Below are 15,986 nucleotides of genomic sequence, written 5' to 3'. Positions count from 1 at the left end.
CATCGCCCGCTTCGGGCCTTGAAACTTATACGCCAAGCACATCGGCACGGCATCATATCGCCCGTTGTGCTTGGCTTTTTCGTGTCAGGAACAGCCCTGCAAACGTCAGAAATCCGTTGAGCATCAGCAATTCATAGCCGAACTTGTAGCCCGTGAGCGCCGATGTAGCCGTGTCGATAGCATAACATATCAGCGGCGAAGCCACAGCTATGTAAGGTACAAAGCCATCATTCGCCTCATGTTTGGTCAACAATCCGAAGGCAAACAATCCGAGCAACGGCCCGTAAGTATAAGAACACATAATATAAATGGCATCGATAACGCTTGTAGAATTAATCATTCTGAACAACAGAATGAAGAGAACGAATACCAAGGCCATGCCTATATGCGCTCGTTTGCGCAGTTTTTCATCGTCTGCACGTTCGCGCAAGTCCACACAATAGCTTGTTGTAAGCGCGGTAAGAGCCGAATCGGCGCTCGAAAACGATGCTGCTACGATGCCTATAGTAAAGAAGATAACCACGATGTTGCCCAACCTACCGGTGGCGGCAAACATAGGCAACAAATCATCTCCCTGCATAGAAAACGGATCGATACCCTGCTTTTGCGCCAAAAGCAGAAGCAATACACCTAATACCATGAACAACAAATTGGCCGGAGCGAATGCAAAACCGTAAGTACACATATCCTTTTGCGCCTCGCGGAGCGACTTGCAAGTGAGGTTTTTCTGCATCATATCCTGATCTAACCCCGTCATTACGATTACAATAAATATACCGCTGAAGAATTGTTTCCAAAAGTTTTGACGCGAAAACCAATCGTCGAACACGAACATACGGCTGTACGACTGCGCTCTCACCGTATCTATAGCCTCGCCGAAACTCATTCCGAGCGCATCGATCACATGGAATATGATCAATATAAGTGCCGTAAACATGCAAAAGGTTTGAAAAGAATCCGTCCAAACAAGCGTTTTAATACCGCCTTTCCGCGTGTATAGCCATATCAGAGTTACCATGCCGACCACCGTAACGGGGAAAGGAACGCCGATACCATCGAACACAAAACGCTGTAGAATGATACATACGATGTAGAAACGGGCTGCTGCACCCGTCATTTTCGATAGCAGAAAGAACGATGCACCCGTCTTGTACGACCGGTGTCCGAGCCTTTTCTGCAAATAAGAGTAAATGGTAGTAAGGTTGAGCCGATAATATACCGGCAACAGAAAGAACGCTACGGCGAAATAACCGAATATAAAACCGATGCAGGTCTGCATGTATGTCATGTCTGTTTTCAGTACCATGCCGGGTACAGATACGAAAGTAACGCCCGAAACAGACGCTCCAATCATGCCGAACGCCACCATATACCACGGTGAACGACGGTTCGCACGGTAAAAGGTATCATTGTTAGCCCTGCGAGAAGTTAGCTTACTGAATAACAACAGTAAGCAAAAATAAACCAAAACAGTAGTAATTATCACCATAACGGTTGCAAAAATAACAAAAATATACCGATTAATCTGCCGCCGTTAGAGTTTTTTCGTACCTTTGCAAGCAGGATTTATAACTTTAAAACCGATTAAAATGAGCAGACAAAAGAAATTCATACTGCAAGAAAACGAACTGCCTACGCAATGGTACAATATACAGGCAGACATGGTAAACAAGCCTTTACCGCCATTAAATCCTGCAACTCGCCAACCTCTTACGGCCGAAGACCTGTCTCACATCTTCAATGAAGAGTGCTCAAAACAAGAACTCGACACCGAACATGCATGGATCGACATCCCCGAAGAGGTGCTCGACAAGTACAAATACTACCGTTCAACGCCGCTCGTTCGCGCTTTTGCACTGGAAGAAGCACTGAATACGCCCGCTCACATCTACTTCAAGAACGAAAGCACCAACCCTTTAGGCTCGCATAAAATCAATTCAGCCATCCCGCAGTGCTACTATTGCAAGCGAGAAGGTACCACCAACGTAACCACAGAGACCGGTGCAGGCCAGTGGGGGGCGGCATTAAGCTACGCTGCAAGCGTATTCGGACTCTCCGCAGCCGTATATCAAGTAAAGATAAGCATGCAGCAAAAGCCTTACAGAAGCAGCATCATGCGCACCTTCGGGGCCGAGGTAACGGGCTCGCCCTCTATGTCTACCCGTGCCGGAAAGGATATTATAACCCGCGATCCCACGCATCCCGGCTCGCTCGGAACGGCCATTTCGGAGGCCATAGAGCTTGCCACAACCACGCCACACTGCAAATATACGCTCGGTTCCGTATTGAACCATGTGGCATTGCACCAAACCATAATCGGCTTAGAGGCCGAAAAACAAATGGAAATGGCAGGCGAATATCCCGACAAGGTAATAGCTTGTTTCGGCGGAGGCAGTAACTTCGGCGGCATTGCATTCCCCTTCATGCGCCACAATATATTAGATGGAAAGGCAACAGAATTCATTGCAGCAGAGCCGTCGAGCTGTCCTAAGCTCACCAGAGGCGTGTTTCAATACGACTTCGGCGACGAAGCAGGCTACACACCCCTACTGCCTATGTACACGCTGGGGCACGACTTCAAGCCCGCGAACATCCATGCAGGCGGATTGCGTTACCATGGCGCCGGCGTTATCATTAGCCAATTAATCAAAGACAAGATGATGCATGGCGTCGATATTCCGCAACTTGAGACCTTTGAAGCAGGCATGCTCTTTGCCCGTACCGAGGGTATTATTCCTGCACCCGAAAGCTGTCATGCCATTGCAGCTACCATCCGTGAGGCGCAGAAGTGCAAAGAAGAGGGACAGGAAAAGGTGATACTGTTCAATCTCAGCGGACATGGCCTTATCGACATGACGGCCTACGACAACTATATCAACGGCGATCTGCGCAATTATACGCTGACCGACGATGACATACAAAAGAGCTTGAAGGACATTCCGCATATTCTATGAGGAGAAAGAAGGGAAGGAAGAACCTCCTCATACCCCTCCCAAGGATGAAAAAGGAAAGAAGAAAGAGAAACACCCGATAGCTACATCGTAAGGACTTGGCTTGCCTAAGTCCTTATTTTATGCCCCCTGCTTAAGCAAGATTATACAAACCGCTTCCTTACACCATAGGTCTGTCTCGTTCAGATAGCATACCCAACCGCCATAGACCGTCTGTCTAAGGAGTTTAAACGATTCATTCTTTATCATTAGTAATAACACACTTGTAATCAAAAGGTTGCAAGCAGAAATACAACATCATACTCCTCTCCTTGGAAAGAGATGCGCGGTACCTCTCTACCTCCCTCCTGTAGGGGGAAGATATACTTTGGAGAAGATTGCAAGGAAGTATATTTATCCGATTTCCGCAAGGCACTCCCCTCCTTCGGAGGGGCAGGGGGAGGCCTCCCCCACATATCCCTATCACAAACGAAAACAGGCCATAAGCGCTTTTTTATTCCCAAGATTTTACAACATATCATTTTTATTACTATATTTGTAAGCGTAAATATCGGTGATACCGATAAGAAAGTGCAGACCTCTCTCATCCGGCTATTATACATAAGAGCATCTTTCAGCCTGCCTGCTATCACCTTTTAACGACTTTAAAAACAGGAAGCCATGAAATTATTTTGGTTCGATAAGTTCTCGAAAAAGACATCTTTGAAAAATAAGATGCACGCTATTGTCGATGAAATCAAAAGACGTACGGCCGTCGACTGCTATAAAATAACCGTAGATAAGAGCCGTACACCGACATTGGCCGATAGCAAATTGGGCGGTTTGCCCTATTGGGACAACACGAAAGACTACCCCACAGACGAGGAAGGGCGCCGGATGTTCTTGCTCATACAAATCAACTTCGGGCAGATACCTACCCGCTCTATCCTGCCCGAACAAGGCATTTTGCAGGTGTTCTTATCCACTTCAAACAAGTATTACGGGGCAGATTTCGATTGTCCGGACGTACAGAAAGATTTTAAAGTGATATACCATGAGCACGTAGACAACAGCATTACGCCCGACAAGGTTTCGGCCTTGGGCTTTCCGGTGAACACTCAAGCAAACGTGGTTGAATATACTCCCTGCGATAAAGAGGTTGCCTTGAACATCAAGCCGGCACACATGAGCATGACGACAGACGACAAACGCTTCGTTACCGCGTTCGCACAAGCGGTGAAAGACCTGTATGGAGAGCAGATAGACACGCAGGATGAAGACGGAATAAGCATTATAAGCGAGTATTTCGGCGATGATGAAAAATGCACGGATTATTTCTTCGATGCCTTTTACAACGAGAACCATCTGCTTTTGGGCTACCCCTCGTTTACGCAATACGATCCGCGCGAAGACCTTGAATATTACGACACACTGCTCTTGCAGCTCGTTTCAGACGATGCAGCCAATATGATGTGGGGCGATGCAGGTATCGGTAATTTCTTTATCAACAGCGAGGCATTGCGCCGAAAAGACTTCTCTAAGGTACTTTATACGTGGGACTGCGGATAATGTGCAGCACCGGCAACCATGATACAGCGCCGGTATTGCACCCCGATGCCTGCCCGTTATAATAGATATTCACAACGCAATGCTACGTTCTACGGTTGCTCATGCGCCTGCAGCAAGTACATTTTTCCGGACTGAAACATTGCCCGATACTTAAATAATCATTAATTTTGCAACCGAACATATAATTTATATTTATGGAATCTTTTATCGGCATATTCGTTCTTTTACTCTTCGGAGTGCCCCTTTTGTTGTGGCTTCGTCTTGAAAGTCGTTTTAACAAGATCATCGAGAGCTTGGAATTGTTGGACTACAGGCAGCGCAAATTAAAGAAATTACTCGAAAATATGCAGAATAAAGAGACCGCAGAGCCTCGACAAGAAAAGCATCCGGCACCGACAATTGATGAGCCTAAGCCTGAAGAGAAGCCGACAGAAGCGGTTGTTCCCGTGGTTCAAGCAGAAGAAGTGCACGAGCCTGTGGTTAAAATACCCGTAACGCAAATTGCCGAAGAACACGCAGAAACAACGGAAGAGCCTGTACCTGTTAAAGAAGAATTACAGGAAAAGGCCGTACTGCAAAGCACAGGAACGGCTGCAGAAGCAGAGCCTGCGACAGCCGAAAAGCCCGAGAAGTTTGCATACAGCGAACCGATATACGAAAAAGAAACCCGCAATTTCAATTACGAAAAGTTCATCGGCGAGAATCTTTTCGGCAAAATAGGCATCTTGGTCTTTATCATCGGCATAGGTTTTTTTGTGAAATACGCCATCGACAAAAACTGGATAAACGAGGTAGCCCGCACTGTTCTGGGCTTTGCAACGGGATGCGGCATGCTTATTCTGGCCGAACGTCTGCACAAACGCTACCGTGCATTCAGCTCGTTGCTGGCAGGCGGTGCCTTTGGAGTGTTCTATCTTACCGTTGCGATCGCTTTCCATTACTATCATCTGTTCTCTCAAACGTCGGCATTCGTTACGCTTATCTGCATCACGCTGTTCATGTCGGGCGTTTCTATCCTATACGACAGGAGCGAACTTGCCGTTACTGCGCTCGTCGGAGGGTTCATTGCGCCGTTCATTATCAGCACCGGAACGAGCGATATCGTTACGCTTTACACCTATATAAGTATTCTCAATCTCGGCATGTTCGCCCTCGCAATGTACAAAAAGTGGGGCGGTTTGCCCGTCATTGCGTTTGCATTCACTTATATTATCATAGGCCTGACGGTACTCAACGATGGAACCGCTAACCCCACACCGTCTCTGCCGGCACAGATGACGTGCTTCACAACGCTGTTTTTCCTGATATTCCAGCTACCCGTATTCTACATATTGAAGTCTGAGAGCACACCTCGGATGAACAAATGGCTTATGTGTGTGATTGTTGGCAATAGTTTTCTTTACTTTCTTTTCGGCAATTTTTTCGTACATGGCTTACTGTTCGACTTCGAAGCAGGGGCTCTTGTGAACCTTTTCATAGCAGCAGTAAACCTCGCGTTGTATCTGTATCTGCGCATCAAGCCCAATGTTTACGCCCCTTTGAACAGTACTCTATTGGCCTTAACCATTACGTTCATCTCCATTACTCCGCCCGTTCTATTCCGCGGTTCCACTTTCCTAATCATCTGGGCAGCCGAGTCTGTGGTACTTTTATGGCTTTATATCAAGGCTAAGAGTAGGGTTTACGAGGTAGGGGCTATGGTAATGGCAGCCCTTACACTACTGTATTATTTCACTTCCGGTACATATGAGTACGGCTCGGCAGAAGGTACAACCGTACCACTGTTCCTGAATGCCGACTTTTCTACAAGTATCTTCGTAAGTCTGGCGATACTCGTATTTGCCATACTTATGCATCGTTTCAAGAATATCTTTGCCGAGCAGAGCCGCTTCCTCGTCTACACGCCTTATAATGCGATTATGTTCGGCGCAGGTATCTTTATTGCAATCAATGCATTTATCAACGAGTTCGGAGCCCGATTGAATGGAGATACAGCTATTGCGGCCGACTTCTTAGCCACCTCCACGATATTTGCCGCGAGTACGGTAGCACTGCGTAACCGCTTTAAACTTGCCGATTTCAAGGAATGGTACGTTGTCATGGGCGGCTTTATCACATTGTTATATATGTATTGTATATGGCTGTTTCCTGAAAAAAGAGAATACACGTCGACTTTTCTGCTTTGGTTGACAACCGCTGTTATCGTATTCAACCTGTGGTATATTATACGCGGATTTTTGAAAATAGACTGGTATCGCAACGAATTATATGCCTATTTCTCTGTGCTTGCCACACTTGTATGGGTATCGGCAGCAAAGTTTTTGCTTCTTTCGCTCGGCTCCTACAGCTTCAGTGCAGGCTTCTCGTTGTCGTTAGGCACAGCGGCTTTCATCCTTATGTGTCTCGGCATGCGCATTCACAGCAAACCGATCCGCATCGTGAGTCTTGCGGAATTCGGCATCGTATTGGCAAAACTGGTGCTCATAGACGTATGGACGATGCAGGCGGTGGGCAAGATTATCGTCTTTATCAGTCTCGGAGTCATCCTCCTCACCTTGTCTTTTCTGTATCAGAAACTCAAGAATGTGCTCTTCGGGGAGGAGCCGGAAGAGAAAGAAGAACACCATAAAGACGTATGAAAAAGTACAGGAAAAATATTTAGAATGCAGAAGAAATGGCGCACGAGCCTACGGTTTTCTCATATACTCCTGTTTCCCGTGCGCCCAAGAGCCATTATCTTCCGCAACCGTGTGCCGCGGAAATGAAATACGCTTTTGCCTCCTTGTGTATCGACAGAACAACAAAAATCACGAGATGTACGCCCTTTATTAATTTTGTTCCATATCACGAAGCACCCTGACGGCCTCTTCCACGCTCGTTACATCGTTCACATGCATAAGACGACGCCCTTTTGTTTCTTTCAAATCGCAACGACGCGGATTTCTTGCAACGTAGTTCAATACTTTCTCGAAGGCCGTACTTCGATAATAAATGCTCTCGGTGTTGCTCACAAATTGCATGCTCATGCGCCCCTGACGCAACATGATTTTCTCGCAACCCAAGCGTTTGCCTAACCTACGCAGGGCAACTACGTTCATCAGTTCTTCACCTTCGTGCGGTACATTGCCGAAACGATCGATCAATCTATGCCGATAAGCGTCGAGCTCCGTATCGTTTTCTATGTTGTCGAGTTCTCTGTAAAGCAACATCCGCTCACTGCTCCCGGGCACATAAGTATCGGGAAAATACATATCAAGGTCGCTCTCTACGGCACAATCCTCTACGAAATCATCGCCCGTAAGTTCTTTTCCCTGCGCTATCTCCTCGGCATACATGTCTTGGAATTCGTCGTTTTTCAACTCGGTTACCGCCTGATTTAATATTTTCTGATATGTTTCGTAACCCAAGTCTTCCATAAATCCGCTTTGTTCCGCACCAAGTAAATTGCCTGCACCGCGTATATCGAGGTCTTGCATGGCGAGGTTGAAGCCGCTGCCCAAGTCGGAGAACGTTTCAAGAGCCTCTAAACGGCGGCGGGCTTCGGGCGTGAGAACGCTCTTGGGCGGCGCAAGAAGATAACAAAAAGCCTTGCGATTGGAGCGTCCGACGCGCCCCCGCATCTGATGGAGATCACTTAAACCGAAACGATGTGCATCGTTTATGATAATCGTATTGGCATTCGGAATATCGATACCGTTCTCTACGATTGTGGTAGAAAGCAATACGTCGTAATCATAGTTAATGAATCCCATGATTATACGTTCCAGTTCATCGGGCGACATCTGCCCATGAGCGATGGCAACACGGCAATCAGGCACGTGTTCATGAATAAGATAAGCTATTTCGGGCAGACCGCTGATGCGATCGTTCACAAAGAATACCTGCCCGTTACGGCTCATCTCGAAGTTGATGGCATCGGCAATAACCTCGTGGCCATAGGTAGACAATTCGGTATGGATAGGATAACGATTGGGCGGAGGCGTGCGCATAATGCTCATATCGCGTGCCCCCATAAGCGAAAACTGCAACGTGCGCGGGATCGGGGTGGCCGACATGGTGAGCGTATCTACATTGCTTTGCAGCTTACGAAGTCTTTCTTTCGTGGATACACCGAACTTCTGTTCCTCGTCGATGATAAGTAAACCGAGGTCATGCCATTTTACCGTCTTTCCTATGAGCTTATGGGTTCCCACGAGGATATCTATTTTTCCGGTTTCAAGATCGGCAAGAATCTGCTTTGTCTGCTTGACACTGCGGGCACGGGAGAGGTAATCTACACGCACGGGAAAGTCTTTTAACCGGTTGCGAAACGTTTGATAGTGCTGAAAGGCGAGTACTGTAGTGGGCACGAGTACGGCAACTTGCTTTCCATCACATGCTGCCTTGAAGGCCGCACGCACCGCTACTTCGGTCTTACCGAAGCCTACATCGCCGCATACAAGTCGATCCATCGGGCGTAAACTCTCCATGTCGGCCTTCACCTCCTGCGTTGCTTTCAGCTGATCCGGTGTATCTTCGTAAAGAAAACTGGCTTCCAGCTCATGTTGCATGAACGAATCGGCGCTGAAGGCAAAGCCTTTTTCATGGCGACGTTTGGCATATAACTTGATTAGATCGCGCGCTATATCCTTTATCCGCTTCTTTGTACGTTCTTTCAAACGCTCCCATGCGCCCGTACCGAGTGCAGATAAGCGCGGTGGTTCACCTGTATTCTGCCGACGGTACTTGCTGATTTTGTATAAAGAGTGGATGCTTACGTCTACCTTGTCGTTGTTCTGATAGATGATGCGGATAACTTCTTGATAACTGTTCCCACTTGGTACGCGTACCAGTCCGCCGAACTTGCCGATACCGAAGTCCACATGAACGATATAATCGCCCGGTTCCATCTCTTGAAGTTCTTTCATTGTGAGCGCTATTTTGCCTGCCCGGGCACCGTCAGACTTAAGACTATACTTATGAAAGCGGTCGAATATTTGATGATCTGTAAAGAAACATACGCGCAAATCATTATCGATAAATCCCTCATGAAGCGCTATATCCCCCATTCCATCCAATGGAATGGAAGCCTTAGCGGCCTCTTCCTGCCCCTCTGATTGTGGGGAAGAAGTGTTTGCATATATCTCTTGAGTAGAAAAATCGCTACTTTGAGGAAGACTACGGGAGGCTGCCAATATCTCTTTCAACCTCTCCTGTTGCTTCTTGCTATCGGCTAAAATATAATTCTTATAACCGCGCAAGCGATAATCTTCTAATGTCTGTCTAAGGAGAGTAAAGTTTTTATGGAACAAAGGTTGTGCTGTTACGTGGAAATGCAGAACGGAGAACTGCGTGTGTTTCGCCAAATTATCTGACTGTATAGTATGTTCACCGGCATTAGGTCCGAACTCTACGATGCATAAATTCTCGGCATCACTCATAAAACGGGCACCTGTACAAAGCGTACTCTCTGTACGCATGTCACGCATAATCTGTGCCTGCTCCACTTCCGTGGCCCCCTCCAAGCGTTCAGCCAACGCTTGCGACGAGAATCCTTCGGCATAAATGCCCGCGATGGTATCGCGGATATAAGCGATATCTTTTGCCACAAGCAAAGCATTCTGTGGCATGAAACTGAGAAACGACACCTTATCGGAAACTAAAGCAGCAAGTTCCGGTACGATTTCTATTACGTTCTTCTTATCTTTCGACAACTGGTCTTGCACCGTAAAGGTACGGATCGTGTCTATTTCATCGCCGAAGAAGTCGATACGAAACGGCAATTCGCACGAGAAAGAATAAACATCGAGTATGCTTCCACGTAAGGCAAACTGCCCGGGTTCATATACATAATCTACTTCATTAAAGCCGAACTCACGCAGTTGTTTCTCTATTTGTATGACATCGACCGTCTGCCCGACCTGCAATTTCAGTATTCGTTCATCAAGTCTTTGCTTGCTTACAACAAGTTCTGCAAGCGCTTCAGGATAGGTAACTATATAAAGAGGAGCCTTTTCCTGTTCTTTATCCAAGGGAAAGGAGCTAATACGAGCAAGCACTTCGGTACGAAGTATTTCATTGGCAGCATCCCGCTGACCGTATTTTACAGCACGACGATACGAAGAAGGCAGAAAAAGTACCTGCTCTGCACCCATCATCTGCACCAAATCATGGTAGAAATATCCGGCCTCATCAGCATCGTTGAGAACAAATACAACCGTCCGGTTAATCTGTTTTGCAATAGAAGCAAAGAACATAGGTGTAGCAGACGCCATTAGTCCCTGTAGGAAAATGTTTCTTACAGATCTATCTTCCAACAGCTTTTCAAATGCCCCTGCCTGTGGCAACGAAGCATAGAATTGTCGAATATGTTGCATATTCATAATGTCTTTCCCTTTCCCCTTTCTAAAAAAGATAAATTCAACGGGACATACAGGAATTATGAAAATTGATAATAGCCAATATTAGTTATAGAGCAACAGATAACAATATTATCTGCTTTCTTCCCTTTCCGAAGAAGATACAGAGGCCGGACTATCGGGAGAAATGATTGCCGGATATTTCCTCAACCATCCATCTAACCGCAATCGCATCACACCGAAAAACGCTTCACCAAATATTCCACCGCTCATCTTGCTCACACCTTCGCGACGATTGACGAATATCACGGGCACTTCCTTTATCTTGAAACCGATCTTATACGCAGTGTATTTCATTTCTATTTGGAAGCCATAACCCTTAAATCTGATTTCATCCAAAGGTATCGTTTGGAGCACCCTACGCTTATAGCACTTAAAACCGGCGGTGGTATCATGCACTTTAAAGCCCGTTACGAAGCGTACATATTTCGATGCGAAATAACTCATCAGCACGCGTCCTATAGGCCAATTCACCACATTCACCCCACTCACATAGCGAGAACCTATTGCAAGATCAAAGCCTTCATCATGGCATGCGGCGTACAAACGGGGCAAGTCGTTAGGATCATGACTAAAATCTGCATCCATTTCAAAGATATATTCGTACTCCCGTTCCAATGCCCAACGGAAGCCGGTAATATAAGCCGTGCCCAATCCCAATTTACCCTGACGCTCGATAATAAACAGCCTATCGGCAAATTCACTATCGATCAACCGGTGTACAATATGTGCCGTGCCGTCCGGACTGCCATCATCAATGACGAGAATATGAAAACATTTCTCCAACGAGAATACCGCACGAATGATCTTTTCTATATTCTCTTTTTCGTTATAAGTGGGAATAATTACGATACTGTCGCTCTGATTCATAGTCTATGCAGTTATAATATAATGTGCAAATTTACTGAAAAATTTTAATAACTATGGTCATTATCATGTCCATATTCCATAAGTTCATCTTTTCTCCGAGACCTTTATCTTCCTTATAAAATGCAGGAAAAGCCGAAACTTCACTGATCCGGATTTTCTACAAAGCCCTGATATTCGGGTTCCAACCCGTTCATCACCGTACGGTAAGCCTCGTCCATAGTTTGTTTTTCGTATTCCAAGCCCTTACCTTTCGGGGGGATAGGCCGATGGATGGTAAGCCGCAGCGGATGCCAAACGGCCCATTTGCAGTCGCGAGTGCGCGGCATAACGTCGAAAGAGCCATTGATTGTGAGCGGTACAACGGGCAATTGCAGCTCATCGGCAAGCATGAAAGCGCCACGAAGGAATACTCCCATATGTCCGGAAAACGTGCGCGCGCCCTCCGGAAATACCACCAACGACATGCCGTCCTGCAATGTTTCGCGTGCCTTTGCATAGGTTTCCTTTATTTTACTGGGCCCGCGTTTGTCTACAAAGATATGGTGAGCAGCCTGACAGGCTACACCTACGAAAGGTACATTCTTGAGCGACCGCTTCATCATCCACTTGAAATTACGCCCCAAGAAACCGTATATCAGAAATATATCGAACGCCCCCTGATGGTTGGATACGAAAACATACGACTGATGTGGCTCAAGGTTTTCGCGTCCTTCTACCTTAACAGGCAGCAAGAGCACGCGAACGATGATCCAAGACCACCATTTTCCCGGATAATATCCCCAGAAGTGTCCGTTCCCGAGCAGGCATCCGCACACCGTAACAATAGAGGTTATTACGGATGCAACGACAACTACGGGCAATACAACGCACAACTGATAAAGTCTGTAAAGGTATTTCATTTTGTTTTATGTAAGGTTATTACTGCGATTTCTGCCGAGGAACCGAGGCGGAAAGGTACAACTCCGCCTATTCCGGCAGTAACATAGAGATAACGATCGCCCTGCCTGTAAAGCCCATAGTCTTGCTTATATCTCAATTCCGTGGGGCGCCAACCGAAGATGCTTAGCTGTCCGGCATGGGTATGTCCGCACAGCGTGAGTTGTATATTGCTCTGGGGCAGCACATGTCTGTCCCACGAAGAGGGATCGTGCTGTAGCAATATCTTGAACACCCCGGGCTCTTCGATGCCTCGAAGCGCCTTCCTAAGATCGGCTTTCTGCGGAAAAGGCGGTCTGCCGTCGTTCTCTGTGCCCACAACAACGATAGAATCTTTGCCGCGATGAATAGAAATGTGCTCATTCCGCAGCAACTTCCATCCCATTTGCCGTTGCCTGTTCACCATATCTTTTTCATTGGCATCCTTAATAGCCGCATCGGCTTTGATGTATTCGCTGTAGTCGTGGTTGCCCAAGACACTATACACACCGTCTTTGGCCTGCAGACTTGCCAGCGAGCGAGCGTGCGGACGGAGCTCCGAGGGTTGTATATTCTGCAGGTCGCCAGTAAAGAATATGGCGTCTGCTTTTTGCGCATTGATGCTGTCCACGTCGCGTTTAAGCAATGCAAAACGACTTCCATAGAACGTACCCACATGGGCATCGGAGAATTGAACGATTTTATATCCATTGAAAGCGGCGGGCAAGTCTTTCATATAAATATCCACATGCCTTATTTCAAGGCGACTGAACCCGACTGTTGTGCCGTAAACATAAAGAACGGCAGCAATAATTCCCGCTGCCAGACCTACTAAACTGCCAACGTTTCTACGGCACCGACGGAGCCTGCAATACAGCAATCCTAACGATGAACACAGCGCGAAAACGGCCTTAGGAACTACCCAAATGCCGATAAACAGCAGATATACGTCTATCCAAACGAGATCGTCGGGCACGAAATTACGCAGAGAAGCCAGACAAACGGTATATGCAACCATGCCGAAGCACTGCAGCCACCACAACAGGCAGCACCACCATGCCGACTTCAGGCGGTGCACAAAATACCGAAGGCCGATATATAAATCGGGCAGCACGATCAACAACAGCAACAAAACGAATATCCTTGCAATCATCTTTTCAATAAACTACTTTGTAAAAAGCGCCGCATCAGCTCCATAGGAATACCTCGTCGACGGGCATAATCTGCCAACTGATCTTCTCCGATGCGCCCTAAATCGAAATATCTTGCCTGTGGATGCGCAAACATAAAGCCCGAAACGCTGGCATGGGGCATCATCATACCGCTCTCAGTCAGCCGAATGCCGATCTTCTTCATGCCCAGCAGTTCCGATAGAATAAAGTTCAAACTCGTATCGGGCAACGAGGGATAGCCCACAGCCGGCCGTATGCCTTGGTAATCCTCACGGTGTATCTGCTCCATCGTTAGCTTCTCGTGGGGCGAATAGCCCCAATAAGCCTTCCTAACCTGCTCGTGCATGCGCTCTGCAGTGCCTTCTGCCAGCCGATCAGCAAGCGTCTGCGAGAGTATCCGCTTAAAAGTATCGTCCTTATAATCTGTTTCCATGCCCGCATCTACCGTGGTTGCGAACACGCCGGCACGGTCTTTGATGCCCGAAGACAGCGGTCTTACAAAGTCTGTAAGGCACAGATTGGGCTGCGAGGAGTCTGTAGAATGCTGCTGACGCAGCATGGGTATTCTCACTCCACCGAGCATCAAATCGTCGCCATCGCTGTTGGCATCGAGAATATCGAATAGAGCATACGTATGAAAACGCCCTTTCCATTCGTTTAACATAGCCGTGGCATCGGCACGAAGTTTACGCTTTTCCTCCGCCGGCTTCCCGTTCAAGCCCCAAGCATGGTAGAAATAAAGCCAGTTGATGTAGGGTTCTATATCTGCAATCTCGTAACTTATCTTCATCTGAAACTGATTTCTTCTCCCCTATATGCCTCGTCGAACTGGCCGTTATTGTATATAATGTGGCCGTTGCATATCGTGGTGAGAACCTTCCACCTGAAGCTATGCCCCATCAGGGGGCTCCACTTGCATTTATACATGATAGACCTATCCGTGACAGACCATGCTTCCGACGGCCTTAGAAGTACTATGTCGGCCTGATACCCCTTACGTATATATCCGCGGCCGCGTACTCTGAAGAGCGATGCGGGATGGTGGCACATCAGCTCCACCACGCGTTCGACGGTAAGCACGCCGCTATCTACAAGCTCCATCATGACCGGCAACGAGAACTGCACCATCGGCATACCCGAAGCAGACCTCGATGCACCGCCCCTTTTATCGGCAAGCAAGTGGGGTGCATGGTCGGTCCCAACGGTATAGATACGCCCGTCGGTCAGCGCAGAACGCAAAGCGTCGCGGTCGGCCGCGGTCTTTATCGCCGGATTGCACTTAATCAAGGTACCCAACTCCTTATAATCGCTATCGCTAAAGTATAGGTGCGCAATCACTGCCTCGCCCGTTATATTGGGATATTTGCCGAAGAAATCGAGCTCGCGTGCCGTAGACACGTGCGCCACATGGAGATGTGTGCCGAACGTATGCGCCAACTGCACGGCCAAACGGGTAGAGTTATAGCAAGCCTCTGCGGAACGTATCTGCGGATGAAGGACAACCGGCGGATCATCTCCGTATCTCTGTTTCGCTTCGGTCATATTCCTGTCGATGATGGTCGTATCTTCGCAATGCGTCATAACGGGAAATTGCAGCGATGCACAGGCACTGAACACCTGTTCGAGTGCCTCTCTACGGTCTACAAGCATGTTTCCGGTAGACGATCCCATAAAGAGTTTGACACCCGGAATGCGGTGCCGATCCAATTGAGAGAACAGTTTTACGTTGCTATTCGTGGCGCCGAAGAAGAAACTATAGTTCACATGACTTTTACGCCGTGCCGTTTCGAACTTCTCGTTCAGAGCCTCTATCGTCGTTGTCTGCGGCACGGTGTTCGGCATTTCAAAATATGTAGTAACGCCACCGTATGCGGCTGCGCGGCTTTCACTGTCGATGTCGGCCTTCTCGATGGCCCCCGGATCACGGAAGTGCACATGTTCATCGATGATACCGGGTAAAACAAAGCACCCCGTGGCATCTACTTCCTGTTCGTAGATGCCACGGGGAGTTGCGGCAGGTTCCGGAATATCGGCTATTTGACCGTCTTCTACGACTATCGAGGCATCGAATATTCTGCCCTCATTAACTATCTTTCCGCCTTTTATCAGAATATTGCTCATGCGACGGTCTT

10 protein-coding genes are annotated in these 15,986 nt (G+C 47.5%); 3 read left to right on the top strand and 7 right to left on the bottom strand.

The features are described from left to right. Positions 1–52: 52 nt before the first annotated feature. Positions 53–1,489, bottom strand: a complete 1,437-nt coding sequence (locus HMPREF0663_RS08045; RefSeq protein ID WP_016665230.1) for a sodium:solute symporter — start codon at positions 1,487–1,489, stop codon at positions 53–55. A gap of 100 nt (positions 1,490–1,589) precedes the next feature. Here HMPREF0663_RS08045 and HMPREF0663_RS08040 point away from each other — a divergent pair, with 100 nt between their 5' ends. From HMPREF0663_RS08040 to HMPREF0663_RS08025, 3 genes are all read left to right on the top strand, one after another. Then, positions 1,590–2,954, top strand: coding sequence for a TrpB-like pyridoxal phosphate-dependent enzyme (locus HMPREF0663_RS08040; protein WP_004369915.1), 1,365 nt, complete (start codon positions 1,590–1,592; stop codon positions 2,952–2,954). Between the two features lie 657 nt (positions 2,955–3,611). After that, positions 3,612–4,499 carry a YwqG family protein gene (locus HMPREF0663_RS08030; protein WP_004369912.1) on the top strand — a complete coding sequence of 296 codons (888 nt, stop codon included), beginning with the start codon at positions 3,612–3,614 and terminating at the stop codon, positions 4,497–4,499. Positions 4,500–4,693: 194 nt separating this feature from the next. Further along, complete coding sequence (locus HMPREF0663_RS08025; protein ID WP_004369911.1) at positions 4,694–7,138, top strand: DUF2339 domain-containing protein; 2,445 nt, start codon at positions 4,694–4,696, stop codon at positions 7,136–7,138. A gap of 189 nt (positions 7,139–7,327) precedes the next feature. On the opposite strand, the gene mfd is transcribed toward HMPREF0663_RS08025, so the two are convergent. The 6 genes from mfd to HMPREF0663_RS07995 all read right to left on the bottom strand — a co-directional run bounded on the left by mfd (position 7,328) and on the right by HMPREF0663_RS07995 (position 15,975). Beyond that, a complete protein-coding gene (mfd, locus tag HMPREF0663_RS08020) occupies positions 7,328–10,861 on the bottom strand; it encodes a transcription-repair coupling factor (RefSeq protein WP_004369909.1) in 3,534 nt (1,177 codons plus the stop codon). A 108-nt stretch (positions 10,862–10,969) separates the two neighbouring features. Further along, positions 10,970–11,767, bottom strand: coding sequence for a polyprenol monophosphomannose synthase (locus tag HMPREF0663_RS08015; RefSeq protein ID WP_004369908.1), 798 nt, complete (start codon positions 11,765–11,767; stop codon positions 10,970–10,972). A 140-nt stretch (positions 11,768–11,907) separates the two neighbouring features. After that, on the bottom strand, positions 11,908–12,666 hold the full coding sequence (locus tag HMPREF0663_RS08010; RefSeq protein ID WP_004369907.1) for a lysophospholipid acyltransferase family protein: 759 nt from the start codon (positions 12,664–12,666) through the stop codon (positions 11,908–11,910). Beyond that, positions 12,663–13,835 (bottom strand): metallophosphoesterase, encoded by a 1,173-nt coding sequence (locus tag HMPREF0663_RS08005; protein WP_004369906.1) that lies wholly within the window; start codon positions 13,833–13,835, stop codon positions 12,663–12,665. The genes HMPREF0663_RS08010 and HMPREF0663_RS08005 overlap by 4 nt, the downstream gene beginning before the upstream one ends. Beyond that, entirely contained in the window at positions 13,832–14,644 is an 813-nt protein-coding gene (locus HMPREF0663_RS08000; RefSeq protein WP_004369905.1) for a vitamin B12 dependent-methionine synthase activation domain-containing protein, read from the bottom strand. The genes HMPREF0663_RS08005 and HMPREF0663_RS08000 overlap by 4 nt, the downstream gene beginning before the upstream one ends. Continuing rightward, positions 14,641–15,975, bottom strand: a complete 1,335-nt coding sequence (locus HMPREF0663_RS07995; RefSeq protein WP_004369904.1) for a dihydroorotase — start codon at positions 15,973–15,975, stop codon at positions 14,641–14,643. Before HMPREF0663_RS07995 ends, HMPREF0663_RS08000 begins: the two co-directional genes overlap by 4 nt. Positions 15,976–15,986 lie beyond the last annotated feature (11 nt).

It is taken from the genome of Hoylesella oralis ATCC 33269, from assembly GCF_000185145.2.
Taxonomy (GTDB): Bacteria; Bacteroidota; Bacteroidia; order Bacteroidales; family Bacteroidaceae; genus Prevotella; species Prevotella phocaeensis.
The sequence above is the reverse complement of the archived record's forward strand: the minus strand, read 5'-3'. Positions and strand labels throughout refer to the sequence as shown.